The following is a 17,899-nucleotide window of genomic DNA, read 5'->3' as shown; positions in this document are numbered from 1 at the left end:
TAATCGGCTCCTGAAGAAAACAGGAATATCCGGGTTCTCTATGCCGCAGGTTACAGGTGTCAGAAACTCGTCGCCAGATACTCGAGCAAGAGCACAATGCCATATGCTCCGGATGGCAGAGCTATCGCGGCGCCGAATACCGGATGCTGGGTAAAGGGAAGGAAGGCGCCCCTATGATTGTTTTTGATTGCGGCAATTGTCCACTCGATCTGCCGCTTCTCTTTTCGCTCATCCGGGGTTTGATCAGACAATCCGATGAGCTTCATTTCAAGGCGCTCAATGGCCCGTCGTTTGGCTGTCTCGGCGGACCGTCGTAATAACATGCTATTGAAGAAAATTAGTGTCGCACTGAGGGTGAAGATAATGATGAGTGCGGCCGAAAAATCCCAATTGTCGAGGTAGGCGTGGCGCGCAAAGGCCAGCAGCAGCATGATAATGAAGGGAAAGTAAATAAATTTACCGAGGAGGGCCGTGCGTTCGGCAATCAATTCGATGCCCAGCCATTCATCCAGATTCTTCTCGCTCACGCCTCGCTCTTTGGCTATTGTCCGCCGAGTGTCATCCGACCATCGGACTTTCCCCATGCCAATACAGTCGACCCACTTAAGGCAAATTCTGGTGGCATCGATCACATAGAATATCAGGACCAGCGTCGCGATCGAACTCAACACAGTACTCGCATAATTGATTTTGGCGCAGGCTTCGCCCCGGCAAGGAACATAGGGAAAGCCGAACAGTTCCAGCAACAACCATGCGATAGCGAAAGCAACGATAACCTGTGGCACAATCCGCGCGGCAACCATTTTGATTTCGCTGTGTATTGCGCTTCCCCACCACAGAAGAGCAGCGTCAATCTGCCCGCCGGCTTGCGGACGCCATTTATGCAGCCCTACACAGCAGTCAAGGAACTTGGCGGAAAATAATAGAGGAATGGGATCGAGTTGATCCGCGAGCTTATCTCGTTCTTCGAATCCGAAGTCACAGGCCAAAGCTTTCTCGTTATCTTTCAACTTTTGCCAGGAATACCGAAGAAATACAAGAGTCATGGCAAGAGCGAACAGACGAATTGCCACCGTTGGCCAGGCACTGATTCCTTCGGTCAGCACAAATGGCTCATTCTCCGCCACATTCGGTATCGTCCATCTTACCCACCCCACCAGGCTGTAACAGATTGCTCCAATGGCAATGGCCAGTCCGAACAGTTTCCAGGCCAGCCTGGTAAAGACATTTGCCGCGACGCTACTGATCAGCATAGCGGCCAGAATGAGGGAGATGACCGTGATGAACCCCAACGCCATCTGTTTCAGGTTCTGCCAAGGGTCGAAATCCAGATCTGGCCGCGGCGGATGGATGCTTAAATAATCTCCAAATCCGGAGTCCGGGCCGATACTGATATCAAAAGCGCCATGTTTGCCGACTTCATACAATCGCGGTGCGGCGTTCCTGGAAAATTTTTTATTCGCATCGTCACCCATCCTCAATTGGAAATAATCCGGGCGGTGAGGCGATCTGAAGTGGTCCAGAGCCCACAAAGCGGAATAAAACAACGAGGTCTGGTAACTATCCCGGAATGGAGGAATCGGGGTTTGAAGATCCTCCTGAAGTTCCAGCCCGAAGTGCGACGCAACGATGAGATTGCGCGTCCATTGCCATTGCGACGGATGGGTCAGTTTGGCATTCAGGTCGGTGGTAAAGAAGATGGCTCGCGGAAATGTCGGACGCAATGCCTGTAGTATCAGTAACTTGTCATATACATCGCCGCCCAGCACGCCGATTGCCTTGAATTCTTCACCGCGCTGCTCTTGCTCTTGCTTCAGGGATACCGCAAGCCTGCGAACGTAATCGAGTTGGCTACGGCCTTCAGGTCTCTCAGCCGACCCTTGATCGGCATGCTGGTTCTGGCGCTCCAGCATGTTTGTTGGTTGAGTCGCCCCTGATTCCTTATCATTTGTCTTGGCTGGCAGTTCCCCATCCAATCCCATAAGGTACGAGTATCGGGAAACCCAGTCGGGCCATTCGTCTTCGCGTAGTTTGTTGATTTCGGCTTCAAATTGCAGGCTCTTGCTGAGCCCGTTGTTCTGGGCGACGGCGGCAAAGATACGCGGCAAAGCGCGTCCATAAAGGGTGTCCCATTCCGAAATCAATGCGATTCTATGTTTACAGGTATTGGCTGGACAGTCCTGTAAATCCACCTTGCGACGTTTTAATTCCTCAAAAAGCTGCTCTGCCAGCACGGCATCCGTCTTGATCGTCCTGGACAAGTCGATACCTGCGCAGTCGAATATTTCTTTGACCGTCCTGCCTGATTCCTTGATATTGTGAATCTGATCCGAATCAGGCGGATTGAGCGAATAATCCAGTAAAAAGGTATCGTCTGCCGTTGCCCAGGGGGAATAGAATTTGGCATCATTTAATGGTCTGAAGGGAGGAATACAGCCCCCGGTTTGGACGGCCTGCAGTTCCTTAACCATGGCGCTCAGCCCGGTGGAGAATCTGGGTCCCAGTACGCGATACGTTGGTTTTATTTCATGCGGAGTTTTGCTGAACGCTCTATCAAGCTCTTCCAGAAGTACATTCAGGGACCCGAGCGGCTTTTCGCTGAAATCCTCGTCTTTGAGCCATAAAACGAGAACGTGTTTGCCGTACGGCTCATCCCGGATTTTTGCCTTCGGGTGAAACAGCTCGGCGGGGATTAGTATGCTGGATTCATCTGTCTGCGCAAGTCGTGCTGTCGTCTTTTTCTCTTCCTCCCGATCCCATTTGAAAACGCGGATATGGTCCCCCGATTCCGGTACGTAACCCGCTGCGCCCAAAGCCGATATCAGGGCGTAACGGTCATTGAGCCTTGACTCGGCGCCGCTGGAATACGGACTCCCGTCCACAAATACCGGCAAGATACGAAGTCCCGGCGAGGCGCTTACTGATTTCTTGAGGCCGGTAATGAAATCATTGGTGCTTAAATCATCAATAGTGGCGGGGTTGACTGTTTTACCTGACTCCCTGAACCGTTTTTGCTCATTGATCCGATGTGTCGCGACAGCCTCGAACGGGTCTTGCCAAAGGCGCGCCTGTACTCGTTCCTTGTCCAGAGATAAATAGCTTGCCTTTTCCTTGTCGACTGGCCGGGAGGTTTTAAGCGCGAAGTCCTGATAGACGAGTAAGCCTCCTATCATCGTCACTAAGATAGCGAGCCCCGCTAGCGGGAGTCTGGGTTTCTCGTCTTGTTGTTCCGCCATATGGTTAGCCTTTTGTTCCGGCGGGCCACACGCTTGACCGGTTTCGGGCCGTGCGGAATGGTAAAGCTGCATTTATGTATAGCATAAATATCTGTAGAAGCTAACGCGGGTATCACTATTGGAAAGTCGACTTCGTAATGACTCAACTGGTTGGGGCGGTGGTCAGGAAAATGGTTCGGCCATCCTGAGGGTGTACTTCAGTCCAATAGGCAACAAGCCCAGAAGGGGTAAGATGCTGCTGGGGCATAGCTAACGAGAGAAATAGCTAACCCGGTTGCAACAAACGCCACCGCCCGGCTCAGCGATCCTGCGCCGGGCTTTTTTTTCTCGATCCACTGCCGTTATAGTCATAATGTTATTCAGGAATAGCGACATGCGCGTGAAAATCATTATCGTGGCATTGGTAATCGGGATGGTATGGAGCAACGAACGAGCGTCGAGCAAGCCGGATAGCGTCGCCTCAGTTCCGACCACCCTCGCATCCGGGCAAGGGGAAAAGAAGTAGATTGGATTGGCGCAGCGTGATTCCGCAGCAACCTCGGCTATCTCGGCTAGAATGCCGAGTCCTTTATTTCCCGCAGGCAGTTATTACGATGGACTTGTTGAAACGGGGCCGCTAATGGAACGGGATTGTGAAATGTTGGCGGGTGATCCCATTAACTGCTGTAATGAATCTTTATATGCAAAAGAAGGGCATGGCGAGGTTCATATGATTTATGATATGGACCAGTAACGAACTGTCGCATATACATTAAGATCAGCTTTATTGTCGTCGTTATTATTATGAAAATTAAACTGAATAGCGTACTTGTTGACGATCAGGACAAGGCCCTGAAGTTTTATACGGAAGTTTTGGGATTTATTAAAAAAAACGATATGCCCGCGGGGGAAGCAAGGTGGTTGACCGTTGTATCGCCCGATGCGCCGGACGATGTCGAGTTGCTTCTTGAACCGATCGGTTTCCCCGCTGCCAGGACATACCAGAAAGCGCTCTTTGAGGCAGGCATCCCGCTAACGGCATTTGCCGTTGAGGATATTCAAAAAGAGTATGAAAGAATGACAGGGCTGGGCGTGGTGTTCGGTATGAAGCCGACAAAAGCGGGACCGGCAACCCTCGCTGTATTTGACGATACCTGCGGTAATCTTATACAGCTCTATCAGGTTTGAAATGGCGCCAGCGATAGCGACAACTCATGGTCCATGCCGTCACTCCGGCAAAAACCCGTACTCCACCGGGAACTTGACATAAAACAGGTCTACTCCTTCCGTCTGCAATAAGTCCAGAAACAGTGCAGCCTCGTCCTCGCTCAGGACAAAACTGACTTCCACCGGCAGGTCCGCCGCAAGCTCAAGGAAAGTCTCTTCGTGCAATATCCCATGACGCCCGAAACCGGCTATCGCTCGCATTGCCGTGCCGCCGTTAAACCCATATCTTTTTGCGCGTTCCAGCAGCCACTCGAACAAAAGAATGCCATGGTGCTCGCGGTATTCGCCCACGTAGAATTTGAGAAAGATACCCTGCATGTCGTCCTCCCCTTCCTCTTGCCTCCATTCACTTTCGGGGTTGAATTCAGCCAAAAATAAGTGTCAATGCTGCGCCAACCATTTGATGGTCATTATTCCGAGCACTGTCATCACCAGCGAACCAGCGAGATGCGAGAAAATGACAATGCAAGCCCAGCCATATTGCGCTCTCAACAGCAGGGTGACCGTTTCAGCGGAAAAAGTGGAGAAGGTGGTCAACCCGCCGAGAAAGCCGGTGATCGCAAATAGTCGTGCTTCAGGTGGAAGCACCGTGTTGTGATGAAAATACTCGACCGCGACGCCGACGAGATAACCACCGGTCAGGTTTGCCGCCAGCGTGCCAAGGGGGAAGGTGGGAAATATCGGGTTAATGATCATGCCGAACCACCAGCGCAGCCATGCGCCAAGCGCTGCACCCGCGCCCACCGCCGCTATCGCGTAGACGCCCATCTTTTCGTCGGTACACGCAAATCAGCTATTTTCCATTTTCTGGCTATATATTCCCTCGCGAGCCAAACCGTTTAACTGGCAGCGTTTAAAGAACGCTCGCTGTGCTTCGGCCACATTGCTTTCCCGTCCCTTCCAGGCAGCCAGAACCGGTGCCTGCAGCGCTCGACCGTATGAAAAACTGAGTTGCCACGGATGATGCACGTCCATCCCGTTCATGGCGTTCAGATTATCGGTCGCGTCTTCCGCGCTTTGACCGCCAGAGAGGAATACAATACCCGGGATTGCCGCCGGTACATAGCGGCGCAGACAGCGGACAGAGGCTTCGGCAATTTGCTTCGCACTGGCCTGATGCGGGCACTTCATTCCGGGAATCACCATATTCGGTTTGAGTAACGTTCCCTCAAGCAGTACGCCATGAGCGTTAAGCTCCGTGAATAAAGCCTCAAGCATTTGCGAGGTGACCTTTTCGCACCGGTCAATATCGTGCGCCCCATCCATGAGCACTTCAGGCTCTACGATCGGCACAATGTCAGCTTCCTGGCAAAGGGCGGCATAACGTGCCAATGCATGGGCGTTTGCGCGAATAGCGCAGGCAGACGGCACATCATGTTCATCAATTTCGATCACGGCCCGCCACTTTGCGAATTTCGCACCTAACTGCTTATATTCAGCAAGCCGGTCGCGCAGCCCATCAAGGCCTTCAGTGACCTTGTTACCGGGATATAGCGCCAGCGCCTTTGCGCCTTTATCCACCTTGATGCCGGGTATGATACCCCGGCCCGTCAGCAGCTCGGCAAAAGGCGTGCCGTCGCGTGAACTCTGCCGCAATGTTTCATCAAAAAGAATGACGCCGCTGATATAGCGTTCTATACCATCGGTGGTGAAAAGTATTTCACGGTACCGCCGGCGATTTTCTTCGGTCGACTCAATCTCGATGGAATCAAAACGCTTCTTGATCGTTGGGTTGCTTTCATCCGCCGCCAGAATACCTTTCTGCTTCGCAACAATGGCTTCGGCTACTGACTTGAGTTCATCAATATTCATGGATTTGTATCTCCTCTAAAGATGAAAATTTATGCCCTAAAGCCAGAAAAAAGACCAAAAAATCAGCCTGAAGCCAGGTAGACGGACTTTCTATTCTAACGCCAGTTATTGAGTTTGGGGTGCATCGAAGAAGCCCATCTGCCACAAGACGATCAAAGCAACGACGGCTCCCGCAATCAATACAAAGAAAGGCCACACCGTTTTTTTATCCGCGTACGGATCCGCAAGCGACCGGCGCGCGCCTGCCGGCAAATAAGCAAGCTTGGTCAATGATGTGCCGAACGTAATATTGATGCGCGCTCGCGCATTAATCGCCCAGCCATTCGCATCCAGTACCGGCCCGAGGTTGCGTTTCTTCAACTTGAACCAGGCGACCACCATGGCCGGTCCGGAAATCAATAATATCAGTCCGATTATCGCCAGAGGTATTTGCCAGAACTGTAATCCCAGAATGCCGCTGACAAGGGAAGCAAGAATGCCGCCGATGGCACCGAGCGCCAGCCCTATCGCCGCAAAAATCCCGGCAAATTTGCCCACATCGAAAGGCGCCTTCGGGGGTGGGGGAGGGGTTCCAGCCGCTACAGGCGTTGCGGTTTCCACCGCTGCCTTGATCAGTTTATCATGTGCGGCGGCGGCCTTCGATGCGGCCAGTTTCTCCAACTGCTCGTTGATGAATTTGATCAGTTTTTTATACGGTGACCAGAATGCCTGGCGGATGCTGATCGGGTGGTCCAGTATTCGCACAATGGTGGCGTCCCAGTCCTGGCCTCTTCGATCGTAGAAAATGCCATTCCGGCCGACCATGAGAAAATCCGAGTCACCGGCGGTAAAGGCAGCAGCGATACTCATCTTTTCGGCGCCTCCCTTCCGCACGCAATCGCAATACGCAAGATAAAGCCCGCTCATATTGGCAAACTCCGCATGTTTGCCTATATCGTCCACCCTTACGCACAGGTCGCAGCTGCGTCCATCCAGGTACAACGTGCCCAACTGGAAAAGGGCTTTATCTCTTCCCGTGTAAAAGCTGCGAAAGGATACGAAATTATTTACCAGTTTGAATAAGTCACGGTTGTACCGCAGCAGTTTTTCCACCGAATGGATGACCTTTACCACGCTTGCGACCGCTTTATCCTGACGGATCAGATTATCGATCGCTTCCTTATGCTGGCTGCCTGCGATCTCACGCAAGCGCGTTACGCCCAGTTGCTCGGCGCAGCAGGCTGGTTTAGCGGTTTGCCATGCTTCAAAGGCGGCAAATTTAGAACAAAGTTCTGCCCACTCCGACGCAAGCAGATTCTGTTTTTCGCCGAATAGCGGCACAATGGCTTGCTCACGCAACGCACCTATCTCTTTTTGCCAGGCGGGATTGATGCCGGAAATCAATGGCAGGGGCTTGTCCGGCTCTACTGTCGCCAGCGGAAAGCTTGCTATATCGGTGTTTTGAGCTGATAACATTTGTGCGGCAATGCCCTTGTAGTCCTCGGCGGAACGGCTTAATGGCACGGCTGCGCGCGCATCATATGCGGCCATATGGCAGCGGGTGAAGTAGTCGCTGACTTTTTCCTTGACGGCATGGAACGCGTCTGCGGCTGCTTGCGTTTTTTCTGCAAGAAACCGGATATTCGCATCGCTATCACCCTTCGCCTGCCATTCCGCATAAGCGGCCACTTCCGCGAAAAACGCGTCGCTGATTTCCTGGTTGACTCCTGCTTTTCCGCTTACATCCGGCACAGACCCGCGACACTTGATGATGTCTTCAGTGGTTGTGCGCAATGCCGCGTCTGCAATCTGGCTGGCAGGAATGACGCCGTCACCATTGAATTCCAGACCTGAAACAAATTTCCCGATGTCGGCCATATCCGCCAGGGAAATTTCCCCCGCATCCGCTTTGCCCAGGGTTTTGAGAATATACTGTGCTGAAGCAAGCACCTGCTGCCCCTCTTCGCCGCTATCGTCTATATCTGCCAATGTCACGCGATCCGAACCTTCGATCAGCAGATCGGGATTCCTCAGCAAATTGCCGGCCCAGGCGATAGCTGCGAGCACTTCATTCGCATGTACGCGAGCATCGTCGTCATGGTCGATCAAGTCGAGCGTTTTGGTGTCGAATTCTATGCCGCGCGTCGGGCAACTCAGTGCCACCCACAACTTTTGGTCCAGGTCTTTTAATGCCAGCAAGTCTGCGCCGTTGTCGATCTGCACCTGATCGAAACCCCCCGCGCGGAAAAACTTCCATGTATGTGAGGTAGCCATCCTGTCTCCTTGGTATTATTAAAATCGTAAGGCTCTAGGGAGTTATAGACGCAACAACTGAGCAATGCAAACAACGAAGGGTATTTGGCAAGACTAAGCAAGTGAAACAGGAAAATTATTGTATGCCAGGTCCGGCAACGCCATCAAAGCCGAGTTTTATCAATGCCTTCCGCTCCGCTTCAGTTTGTACGCCCAGTGCAATCACGATAATGCCAATGTTATGAGCCAGCTTGCATAAGTCTTTCAGGAACCGCTGGTTATTTTTGTTTTGATGGATGCCGTGAACAAAGGCAGCGTCTACTTTAAGATAATCGAGGCCGAAACCGGTGAGTTGCTGGAGTTTATCGGCTTGCGGGCCAAAGTGCTCGATGCCGGTTCGGCAGCCAAGTGCCTTCAGGGTGTCGCAAAAATCACGAAGGGCTTCGAACTTGCGAAAAGCCCCATACTCGGGTACTTCAACCCAGAGCCGCGGACAAAAATCGGGATATTGGCCCAGCAATTCTACAAGTTTATTACGAAAATCCCAATCCGCCAGAGTTTCAACGGACAGATTCACCGCCAGTTCACCGGGGGACGATTTCAAGGATTCGAGCGCGTGGCGGATGACAGCCAGATCAAGGGGTCCGGTGAGATTGAGGCGGACCGCGATATTGACGAAATCGCTTGCGTCCAGCCAGCCTCCATCGTGCTGGGCTTGCATGCGGACGAAGGCCTCCTGATGCAACGGCTCCCCGGTGCGTCCTGCCACGGGGTAGAGAGCCAGCTTGAAGCGGTCTTCGGCGAATGCATCGCTGAAGATCTGGCGCCAATCGCCGATATTGATGGTTGGGGCAGGGGAGTGATCAGGTCGCGCTGCAATGGCGTGCCAGGCATTGATGCCTGCGCGTTCGGCGGTGCTCAGCGCGGCGTCAGCTTTCGCGAAAAGTTCACCCAACTGGTCCCCCCGCTGGTAGCGAACGACGCCAATGTGACATAAATCCGTAATCTGCCCTCCGATTTGCGATGACAGGGCAGCGAGCTCTTTCGTCAGCTCATTTGCGATTTGGCGCGCATCCTCGATATCGGGGACAAGAAGCGCGAAATCGGATCCATTCAAGCGGGCGGCGAGAGGAGCGGACGTTTCGCCACGCGCAGCCTCGGCGCCGACGTGGCCCATGAGAGTCCCTACCTGACGGAGCAGGTTGTTTGTTTCGATGCGGCCAAGCTTCTGGTTTATCTCTTGCAGGTTATTGAGCCGCAGCAGAAAAAGAATACCGCTTTGTGGTGGTTTGCGTGCCACGATATCTTCTGGAGCAGCTTCGGTGCCCTCATGCAGTGCGGCATCTTTGTCGCCCCCGCTGGAAGTGACAGCTTCGCCGATCTCGCCTGAGACGGCAGCTTCTCCGTTTTCGCCAGGCGCGGCGCCTTCGCCTGGGCTTGAGATGGCGACTTCACTCTCTTTATCCTCTGTGTCCGTTGGGGCGGTGTCCCCATCCTCGATCCGGGCGGCAACTTCCTCATCTCCGCCCGAGGCGGCAATTTCAGCGTCTTTGTTCGAAGGAGCTTCTTCTCCACCTCCGGCCGAAGCGCTCTCGCTAACGGCCATGCCAGGAACGGTATCTCCGTCCCGGAGGATTTCGGCAAGGCGGTTCATGAAATACTCGCGATTGGCCAGGCCGGTGACTGGATCGTAATTCAGCCGCTTTTGCAGCGCCTCGAGCCGCGAGGTTTCCTCGATAGCCCTGTTATGCAAGCGTCTTATCATGTCATTTGCGGCGCGTGCGATGCTGCGCAATTCCGGTATGCGAGGTTCGGAAATAGTCAGAAAACGCCGTTCCGTGATAGCTTCGGCCTGTCCGACCATCGCGGCCAGCGGCTTCTTGATACGGTACAGTATCAGCACACCGATGAGTCCGCAGAAGAGGCCCGCGGCCAGAAACCAGATCAGCAGGCTTGCTGTTTGATCCCAAAGCGCCTGATGGGCGAGTTGAGCGCGGCTTGCCACCTTGATAACGCCAAAATGCATCCAGCTATCCGAGATTTGAGCGCGGCCTGCCTCGGCGCTGATAGGGAAGAGATCGATAAACCATTCGGGAACAGTAGTGTCTGTCCGATCCTGCACCCGCTCAGCGATCACTCTGCCATCGGGCGAAGTGATCGAGATCGTCTCATATTGGCCGGTATCGAAAACCGCGGCGATCTGCAGACCGATCGTAATGGGATCTTTGCTCAGTTGCGAGATGGAATGGGCGAGGGAATTGGCGCTATCGATATTTTTTCGATGAAGCTGCTGCTCAAGATAGCTTTGGGTGCTGATCAGACTGATGGCAAGGCTGCCTGTGAAACTTATCAGAGTAACGAGTATGACGGTCAGCCAGAGTTGTCGGGAAAGGGACATTGAATGCCTTATTGTTTTAGGAAAACTCTGGATGACCCTGAATAAGTTCCCGATTTTGCCATCGTACGCGCAAGGGCGCCGTTATTTAGAAATTTCATTGGGTCATGAGATTATCACGGACTGGACGATCGTTTCAATTTTGGGGGAAATCAAGGCAGTGAAGGATGCGACAGGCGCAACAAGGAGCAAAGCAAACGCAGGTTGAGATGAGGCGCCTGCCAGCATGTATTCGTATGTACCGCATGTATCGAATGTACCGCATGTATCAATGGCATTGAAAATAAACTTGGGATTCCTTTGTTATCGCGATCTACTATTATTCTTGTGATGCTCCTTGCGAGCATCCCGATTGCGCCCGGCCCAGAAAGGATTTATCGGAGGTTGCTGAATGCATACGGCTTTTATTTCTCATCCTGACTGCCTGCTGCATGACATGGGCTCATTTCATCCCGAAAGCCCGGCGCGGCTCAAGGCAATCGAGGATGCACTGGCTGCTTCCGGCTTGATGGATAAACTGGAACGCCATGCTGCGCCCATGGCTACGCCTGCGCAGGTGAAGCGCGTGCATACCTCGGAACATATTGCCCTACTGGATGCCATCGCGTCCCGGGCGCTTTCAACGGGTCTCGCATATCTCGATCCGGACACGGCGATGAACCGGCATAGCCTGAAGGCAGCCTACCGTGCGGCAGGGGCGGTGATACTGGCGACCGATCTGGTGATCGGGAAGAAGGTGAAGAACGCTTTCTGCAGTGTTCGCCCGCCAGGCCATCATGCGGAACGTGATAGGGCGATGGGTTTTTGTCTTTTAAACAACGTCGCGGTTGGCATTGCCCACGCTATCGAAGCACACGCTTTACAGCGTATCGCGGTGGTGGACTTCGATGTGCATCATGGCAACGGCACAGAGGATATTTTTAGCGATGACCCGCGAGTCATGATGGTTTCCACGTTTCAGCATCCGTTCTACCCATATAGCGGTGTTGAGGGACGTTCGGAACGCATGGTGAATATCCCGCTAGCCGCCGGCAGTAATAGCCAGGTATTCCGGAAAGTGGTGAACGAATTCTGGCTGCCGTCTCTTGAAAAATTCAAACCGCAGATGCTATTCATTTCGGCCGGGTTCGACGCTCACAGAGATGACGATCTTGCTTCACTGAATCTGACGGAGGACGATTACGCCTGGGTAACCGAAAGAATTACGGATGTCGCGCGCAGATACGCGGACGACCGGATCGTATCGTCGCTGGAAGGAGGATACGCGTTATCTGCGCTGGGACGGAGCGTCGCCGCCCATGTGAAAGTTCTCATTGACTCCTGATGGGAGTTGCTGTGGCTGCGAATATTTTCTCCCCGCATTTGTTTCGTCAGGCGGCTATTGTGTCTATGATAAGAATATGAGGGAATCCCTGAACAAGTCCTCCGTGGCAGCGCGCTCCGGAAACCAGGTATTGACGGGCAGCAACAAGTCGCGTGTTTCCGTTATCTTGCTGATCGTTCTGCTGGTTGCCGGCGTCATGATATGGCAACACTATGCGGGCACGAAGGAGAAGATCAGGATTGGCGTGCTTCACTCGTTGTCCGGGCCCTTGGCAACGAGTGAAAAGCCGTTGGTGGATGCGATCCGCTTTGCGGTCGAGGAGGCCAATGCCGCGGGTGGTATCAACGATCGGAAGATCGAGGCCGTTGTGGTCGATTGCAGGTCCAACTCAGCTTATTGCGCCGAGCAGGCCGAGCGGCTGATCGTCGAAGAGCAGGTACAGGCCTTGTTCGGTTGCTGGACGTCGGAATGTCGAAAAGCGGTGAGACCGATAGTCGAAGAACATCGCCACTTGCTCTTTTACGCGCTGCGGTACGAGGGCATGGAAGAATCCCCGAACATCCTCTACGGCGGCACAGTACCCAATCAGTTAGTCATGCCTGCTGTGCATTGGGCGCTGGAGAATCTCGGCAAGCCGGGTAGCCCCAATACACGCGGCAAGCGGATTTATCTGGCGGGATCGGATTACATATACTCGCGCATTGCGAATATTCTCATCAAGGATTTGCTGAGCGGGCACGGGGCGGTGGTGGCGGGGGAACGCTACCTCCCCCTGGGTTCCGTCGTAATGGACGATCTTGTGGCGGACATCGTCAGGCAGCAGCCGGATATCGTGTTGAACACCATTAGCGGCACAGACAATGCCGTGTTTTTTCGAACGCTCGAGAAGAACGGAATCACTCCGGACAAGATGCCGGTGTTATCGTTTAGCGTGACAGAAGTGGGGCTGACAACCCAGGATACCGTGCAGATGGCAGGTCACTATGCCGCACGCAATTATTTTCAGACTATTCCGACTCCTGAGAATCAGGCTTTCGTGCAACGATTCCGCGACCGTTTCGGTCAGCAAGCCGTGCTCGACAGTCCGATGGAAGCTTCTTACGTCAACATGCAAATGTGGATTCAAGCGGCGCTCGAAGCCGGTTCGGGCGATCTGGGCAAGGTGCAGCGCACAATCCTGCGTCAGAGCCTGCCGGCGCCCGAAGGAATCGTCTCGCTCGATCCGAATACGCGCCATGTGTGGAAGGTAGCCCGCATTGGCAAAGCCCGCAAGGACGGCCAGTTCGATATTGTCTGGGATTCCGGACGCCCGCTCGAGCCGGCGCCATTTCCCACATACCGCTCCCGCGAAGAGTGGGATGAGCTTCTCGAAACCACCGCCGGATTGAAGCCGTGATGAGATTCACATCGCTTACGCAGCGCTTCGCGGTCTGGTTCGTGGCAGTTTCCCTGCTGCCTATCCTGATCATCGGATACAGTCTCTTGCGTACCTTCGAGACCGAGACGCAGAACACCGCGATCCGGCAGGTCGCGGCCATTGCCGATATGAAAGCGGAGCAAATAGACAGCTATCTGCGAGAGCGGCTCCTTGACGCGCGGGTTATCCAGGCAGCCAGTACTACGCGCGCCGCCATGCAGGAATTTGCTCGTGTATATAAAAGGAGTGGCGTTAAATCGGCTGCGTATCGTGAGTTGGACGCATATTATCGCGAGCACTTCATGCGCTTCGTTGAGGATGCGGGTTATTACGATCTGTTCCTGATTTCTCCTGAGGGCGAAATTGTCTACAGTCAGGCGCATGAAGTCGATTTTGCCACCAGCCTTATCACCGGACCATTCCGAAACAGCGGTTTGGGCCGTATTACGCGCAATGCACTGAATACATTGCAGAACAGCGTCTCGGATTTTGAGTATTATCCGCCGTCGCATGGCGCGATTGCTGCGTTCATGGCATTTCCTGTTGTGCTTGACGGAAAACTTGAAGGGGTGGTTGCGCTGCAGATCTACAGTGAACGTGTGTTCGAGGTGGTGACCGACAACGTAGGTCTGGGAGCAAGCGGTGAAACGGTGGTTACACGGCTTCAGAACGACCGCACCGCTCTGGTGATGGCGCCACTGAAACATGAGCCCAATGCGGCGCTGGAATTCAAGATACCCCTCAATAATCCGCCATTTTCGATAGCCATTCAAAGCGGTCTGCACGGCGAACGCGGCGGCGGTTTAAAAACGGATTATCGCGGCAAGGAAGTCGTCGCGGCTTGGCGCTACCTGCCTCGCATGAACTGGGGCATCGAAGTCAAAATGGATGCGGACGAGGTATTTGCTTCCGTGAAACGCGTGCGCGCTTTGGGTTTGCTGATTCTCGGCCTCACGCTTCTTGCCGCTATCCTGGGCGCACTTCTATTCAGCCGGCGTGTAGTCACCACCTTGAAAAACCTGAGTCATGGCGCCCACCACATCGCCGCCGGTAATCTGCAGCAGCGCGTGCCGGTGGAGGGATGGAACGAAATAGGGGAACTCGCAAGTACCTTCAATACCATGACGGAACGCCTGACTGTCAGCAACCGTGAACGAGACGTAGCTGAAGACGATCTGCGGCAGCTCAACCAGGATCTGGAAAACAGGGTTGCTGCGCGCACTGATGACCTGAAGCGCGCCAATGCGGCGCTGACCAGCAAGGAAGAGGAAACACGCTCAATAGTCGAACACATGGTGGATTGCATCATCACCATTGATGATAAAGGCATTATCCGGTCGGTCAACCCGGTGATAGAAAAACTCTTTGGTTACACACGGGAAGAGGTGATTGGCCGGAACGTTTCGATGCTCATGCCCGAACCGCATCACAGGGCTCACCAGGATTATATCGACAGGTATTACCGGACCGGGCGGGGTCGGTGCGAGTTCGATCACATTCTCGCGCTGGAAGTGGAAGGAGTGCATAACATTGGCATGGGGCGCGAAGTCGAGGGGCGACACAAGAATGGTGAATTGATCGATCTGTATGTGGCTGTAAGCGAGTATTTCGTAGGAGGGAAAAGGTACTTTACCGGCGTTTTGCGCGATATCCGCGAACGCAAGCGGGTTGAGCAGGCTTTGCGCAATAGTGAACAGCGCTTTAGAGCCATCGTGGATAACCTGGCCGCGCTTGTTGGCGAGATGACCCCTGATGGTGTCCTGGTGGAAATCAACCGTACCGCGCTGGAGGTAGGCGGCCTGCGCAGCGAGGATGTTATAGGCAAGTGCTTGTCGGACACCGGGTGGTTCTCCTACAAACCGGAAGTGCAGCAACAACTCCGGGCAGATATCAAGCGGGCGCAAGCCGGGGAAATCGTCCGCCGCGACTTTGAGATACGCATTGCCAATGGCGGTCTCATGACAGCTGATTGCATGCTGGTGCCGGTCCGGGATGCCAAAGGCCAGATCGTTAAAATAATTCCTTCTGCAATCGACATCAGCGAAAGGATTCGAATTCTGAAGGATCTTGAACAGGCACGCCATGATGCCGAGCAGGCCAATCAGGCAAAATCAATTTTTTTGGCAGCCATGAGCCATGAGATTCGTACTCCAATGAACGGGGTGATCGGAATGGCCGACGTATTGCAGCAAACCAGCCTCAACGGTTATCAGGTGGAGATGGTAGACCTCATCCGCGAATCGGCATTTGCCCTGCTGGAGATCATCGAGGATATTCTCGATTTCTCAAAGATAGAGGCCGGCCGGCTGGAAATCGAAAAGGCGCCCATGTCGCTGGTTAACGTGGTGGAAAAGGCTTGTGCGATGCTAGAGAGCCTGGCTGTCAGAAAAGGGGTGGAACTTACCATGTTTCTCGACCCCACAATTCCCGAGGAGGTCCTGGGCGATGCCCTGCGCCTGCGCCAGGTGCTGGTCAATCTTACCAATAACGCCATCAAGTTTTCCAGTGGTCAGAAGGAACCGGGGCGGGTATCGGTACGCACAGTGCTGGCGGACCGCAGTGAGGATCAGGTGACGGTGGAGTTTCAGATATCCGACAATGGCATAGGCATGAGTGAAGAAACTCAGGCGCGGCTTTTCACACCCTTTACTCAAGGCGATGCATCCACTACCCGCCGATTTGGCGGAACCGGACTCGGATTGGCCATCTCCCATTATCTGGTTGAATTGATGGGAGGTGAGATCAGGGTGCAAAGCGCCTTGGCCGAGGGCTCCGTTTTTACCGTACGCGTAGCCTTCGCGCTACCACCTGCCGTGCCAGCGCTGAGCAAGATTGTGGACTTGACCGGCGTTTCCTGTCTGGTATTGGGTGACGAGGAGGGGTTGGGCGACGATCTGGCCGTATATCTGAAATACAGCGGTGCTACGGTGGAGCGTGAAACAGATCTGGGGGCTTGCCGGAAGCGTATCGAAACACTGCCGCCCGGCTTGTGGCTACTGATCATCGATGCGGGGCATGATGCTCCCCCGCTTGAGGAATTGCGCGCGGCCTGTTATACGCGCCCCGACCTGGACCCGCATTTCGTGGTTCTTGAGCATGGGCATCATCAGCCCGACATTGAACCCCGCTTTGTCATAATCAGGCGGGGACGCCGCCGTCACGAGCGCTCTGAAACGGTGGATACCGTTACGCTGGATGGGGATGTCATGCACCGCGACGCTTTTCTGCGGGCCGTGGCCATTGCGGCAGGACGAGCACAGGAAGAAGTTGAAATACCGGAATCTGCCCCGCCCGAGGCAGCAGTTGCGCCATCACGCGAGCAGGCGTTGAAGGAGAATAGGCTCATCCTTGTTGCTGAAGACAGCGAAATCAACCAAAAGGTCATCCGTCAACAGCTCACTTTACTGGGCTATGCGGGAGATATTGCCCCTGACGGCCGGGAAGCGCTGAAACGCTGGGAAAGCGGCAACTATGCGCTGCTGCTCACCGACCTGCACATGCCGGAAATGGACGGCTACCAGTTGACTGCGGCCATCCGCCTCGCCGAGCAAGGCAAGGCGCGAGCCCCCATTATTGCTTTTACTGCCAACGCCCTCAAGGGCGAGGCCGAGCATTGCCGCGCGGTCGGCATGGATGACTATCTGAGCAAACCTGTGCAGCTTGCGCACCTGAAAGCGATATTGCATAAATGGCTGCCACCCGCCGCCAGTACCGAGTTGCTTGCTCTTGCCGCGCCCGGCACCCCGGCCACCCCCGCGCCATCAGCCCCCTCCGCGCCATCAGCCCCTTCAGCCCCTTCAGCCCCTTCAGCCCCGGCCGCGCCGCCTACATCGGCTACCCCGGCTCCTCCAGCGGCGCCTGCAACCCCGGCCACGGTTCCCGCTGCTGATAAACCGGTGGACGTGAATGTTCTCAAAGGGCTAGTGGGTGACGATCCGGCGGTGATCAGCGAATTTTTACGGGATTTTCGTACCAGTTCGGGCAAAGCAGCAGCGGATCTCCGGGCGGCGTGTCAGACGGGGCAGACGGAAACGGCCGGGGCCGCGGCACATAAGCTCAAGTCAGCGGCTCGCTCCGTCGGCGCATTGGCGCTGGGCGAGCTGTGCGCCGAAATGGAACAGGCGGGAAAGGCGGGCGACGCTCAGAAGTTAAACGAACTATTGCCGCGTTTTGAGTCGGAATCGGCAGCTGTAGATAAATACATTGCTTCCTTGGCATAATGCGGTATGGTACGTTTACCGTTCTTGTGCGGCCGTCATCGCAACCGCCGTAAGGCC

12 protein-coding genes are annotated in these 17,899 nt (G+C 54.3%); 6 read left to right on the top strand and 6 right to left on the bottom strand.

Going from position 1 to position 17,899, the window contains the following annotated elements; genetic code table 11:
• Positions 1 to 59: 59 nt before the first annotated feature.
• On the bottom strand, positions 60 to 3,236 hold the full coding sequence (locus CRO05_RS10715) for a hypothetical protein (protein ID WP_097067184.1): 3,177 nt from the start codon (positions 3,234 to 3,236) through the stop codon (positions 60 to 62).
• 373 nt (positions 3,237 to 3,609) lie between these two features.
• On the opposite strand from CRO05_RS10715, the gene CRO05_RS16025 reads away from it, so the two are divergent.
• Complete coding sequence (locus CRO05_RS16025; RefSeq protein WP_255405888.1) at positions 3,610 to 3,741, top strand: hypothetical protein; 132 nt, start codon at positions 3,610 to 3,612, stop codon at positions 3,739 to 3,741.
• A 278-nt stretch (positions 3,742 to 4,019) separates the two neighbouring features.
• A complete protein-coding gene (locus CRO05_RS10705; RefSeq protein WP_097067182.1) occupies positions 4,020 to 4,403 on the top strand; it encodes a VOC family protein in 384 nt (127 codons plus the stop codon).
• Between the two features lie 39 nt (positions 4,404 to 4,442).
• On the opposite strand, the gene CRO05_RS10700 is transcribed toward CRO05_RS10705, so the two are convergent.
• From CRO05_RS10700 to CRO05_RS10680, 5 genes are all read right to left on the bottom strand, one after another.
• Positions 4,443 to 4,814, bottom strand: coding sequence for a DUF190 domain-containing protein (locus CRO05_RS10700; protein WP_235001396.1), 372 nt, complete (start codon positions 4,812 to 4,814; stop codon positions 4,443 to 4,445).
• Positions 4,815 to 4,823: 9 nt separating this feature from the next.
• Complete coding sequence (gene crcB, locus CRO05_RS10695; RefSeq protein WP_097067180.1) at positions 4,824 to 5,210, bottom strand: fluoride efflux transporter CrcB; 387 nt, start codon at positions 5,208 to 5,210, stop codon at positions 4,824 to 4,826.
• Positions 5,211 to 5,231: 21 nt separating this feature from the next.
• Positions 5,232 to 6,254 carry a class I fructose-bisphosphate aldolase gene (locus tag CRO05_RS10690; protein ID WP_097067179.1) on the bottom strand — a complete coding sequence of 341 codons (1,023 nt, stop codon included), beginning with the start codon at positions 6,252 to 6,254 and terminating at the stop codon, positions 5,232 to 5,234.
• A 105-nt stretch (positions 6,255 to 6,359) separates the two neighbouring features.
• A complete protein-coding gene (locus CRO05_RS10685; protein ID WP_097067178.1) occupies positions 6,360 to 8,507 on the bottom strand; it encodes a hypothetical protein in 2,148 nt (715 codons plus the stop codon).
• Positions 8,508 to 8,622: 115 nt separating this feature from the next.
• Positions 8,623 to 10,884: an EAL domain-containing protein gene (locus CRO05_RS10680; RefSeq protein ID WP_097067177.1), complete on the bottom strand. Its 2,262-nt coding sequence runs from the start codon at positions 10,882 to 10,884 to the stop codon at positions 8,623 to 8,625.
• Between the two features lie 31 nt (positions 10,885 to 10,915).
• On the opposite strand from CRO05_RS10680, the gene CRO05_RS15545 reads away from it, so the two are divergent.
• The 4 genes from CRO05_RS15545 to CRO05_RS10665 all read left to right on the top strand — a co-directional run bounded on the left by CRO05_RS15545 (position 10,916) and on the right by CRO05_RS10665 (position 17,842).
• Positions 10,916 to 11,089 carry a hypothetical protein gene (locus tag CRO05_RS15545; protein ID WP_159462725.1) on the top strand — a complete coding sequence of 58 codons (174 nt, stop codon included), beginning with the start codon at positions 10,916 to 10,918 and terminating at the stop codon, positions 11,087 to 11,089.
• A gap of 183 nt (positions 11,090 to 11,272) precedes the next feature.
• Complete coding sequence (locus CRO05_RS10675; RefSeq protein ID WP_097067176.1) at positions 11,273 to 12,205, top strand: histone deacetylase family protein; 933 nt, start codon at positions 11,273 to 11,275, stop codon at positions 12,203 to 12,205.
• Between the two features lie 76 nt (positions 12,206 to 12,281).
• On the top strand, positions 12,282 to 13,601 hold the full coding sequence (locus CRO05_RS10670; protein ID WP_097067175.1) for an ABC transporter substrate-binding protein: 1,320 nt from the start codon (positions 12,282 to 12,284) through the stop codon (positions 13,599 to 13,601).
• The gene (locus CRO05_RS10665; RefSeq protein ID WP_097067174.1) at positions 13,601 to 17,842 is read left to right on the top strand and encodes a PAS domain S-box protein; all 4,242 of its coding nucleotides are present in this window, start codon (positions 13,601 to 13,603) and stop codon (positions 17,840 to 17,842) included. Before CRO05_RS10670 ends, CRO05_RS10665 begins: the two co-directional genes overlap by 1 nt.
• Positions 17,843 to 17,899 lie beyond the last annotated feature (57 nt).

The organism is Nitrosovibrio sp. Nv4, from assembly GCF_900215485.1.
In the GTDB taxonomy this organism is placed as follows: domain Bacteria; phylum Pseudomonadota; class Gammaproteobacteria; order Burkholderiales; family Nitrosomonadaceae; genus Nitrosospira.
The sequence above is the reverse complement of the archived record's forward strand: the minus strand, read 5'-3'. Positions and strand labels throughout refer to the sequence as shown.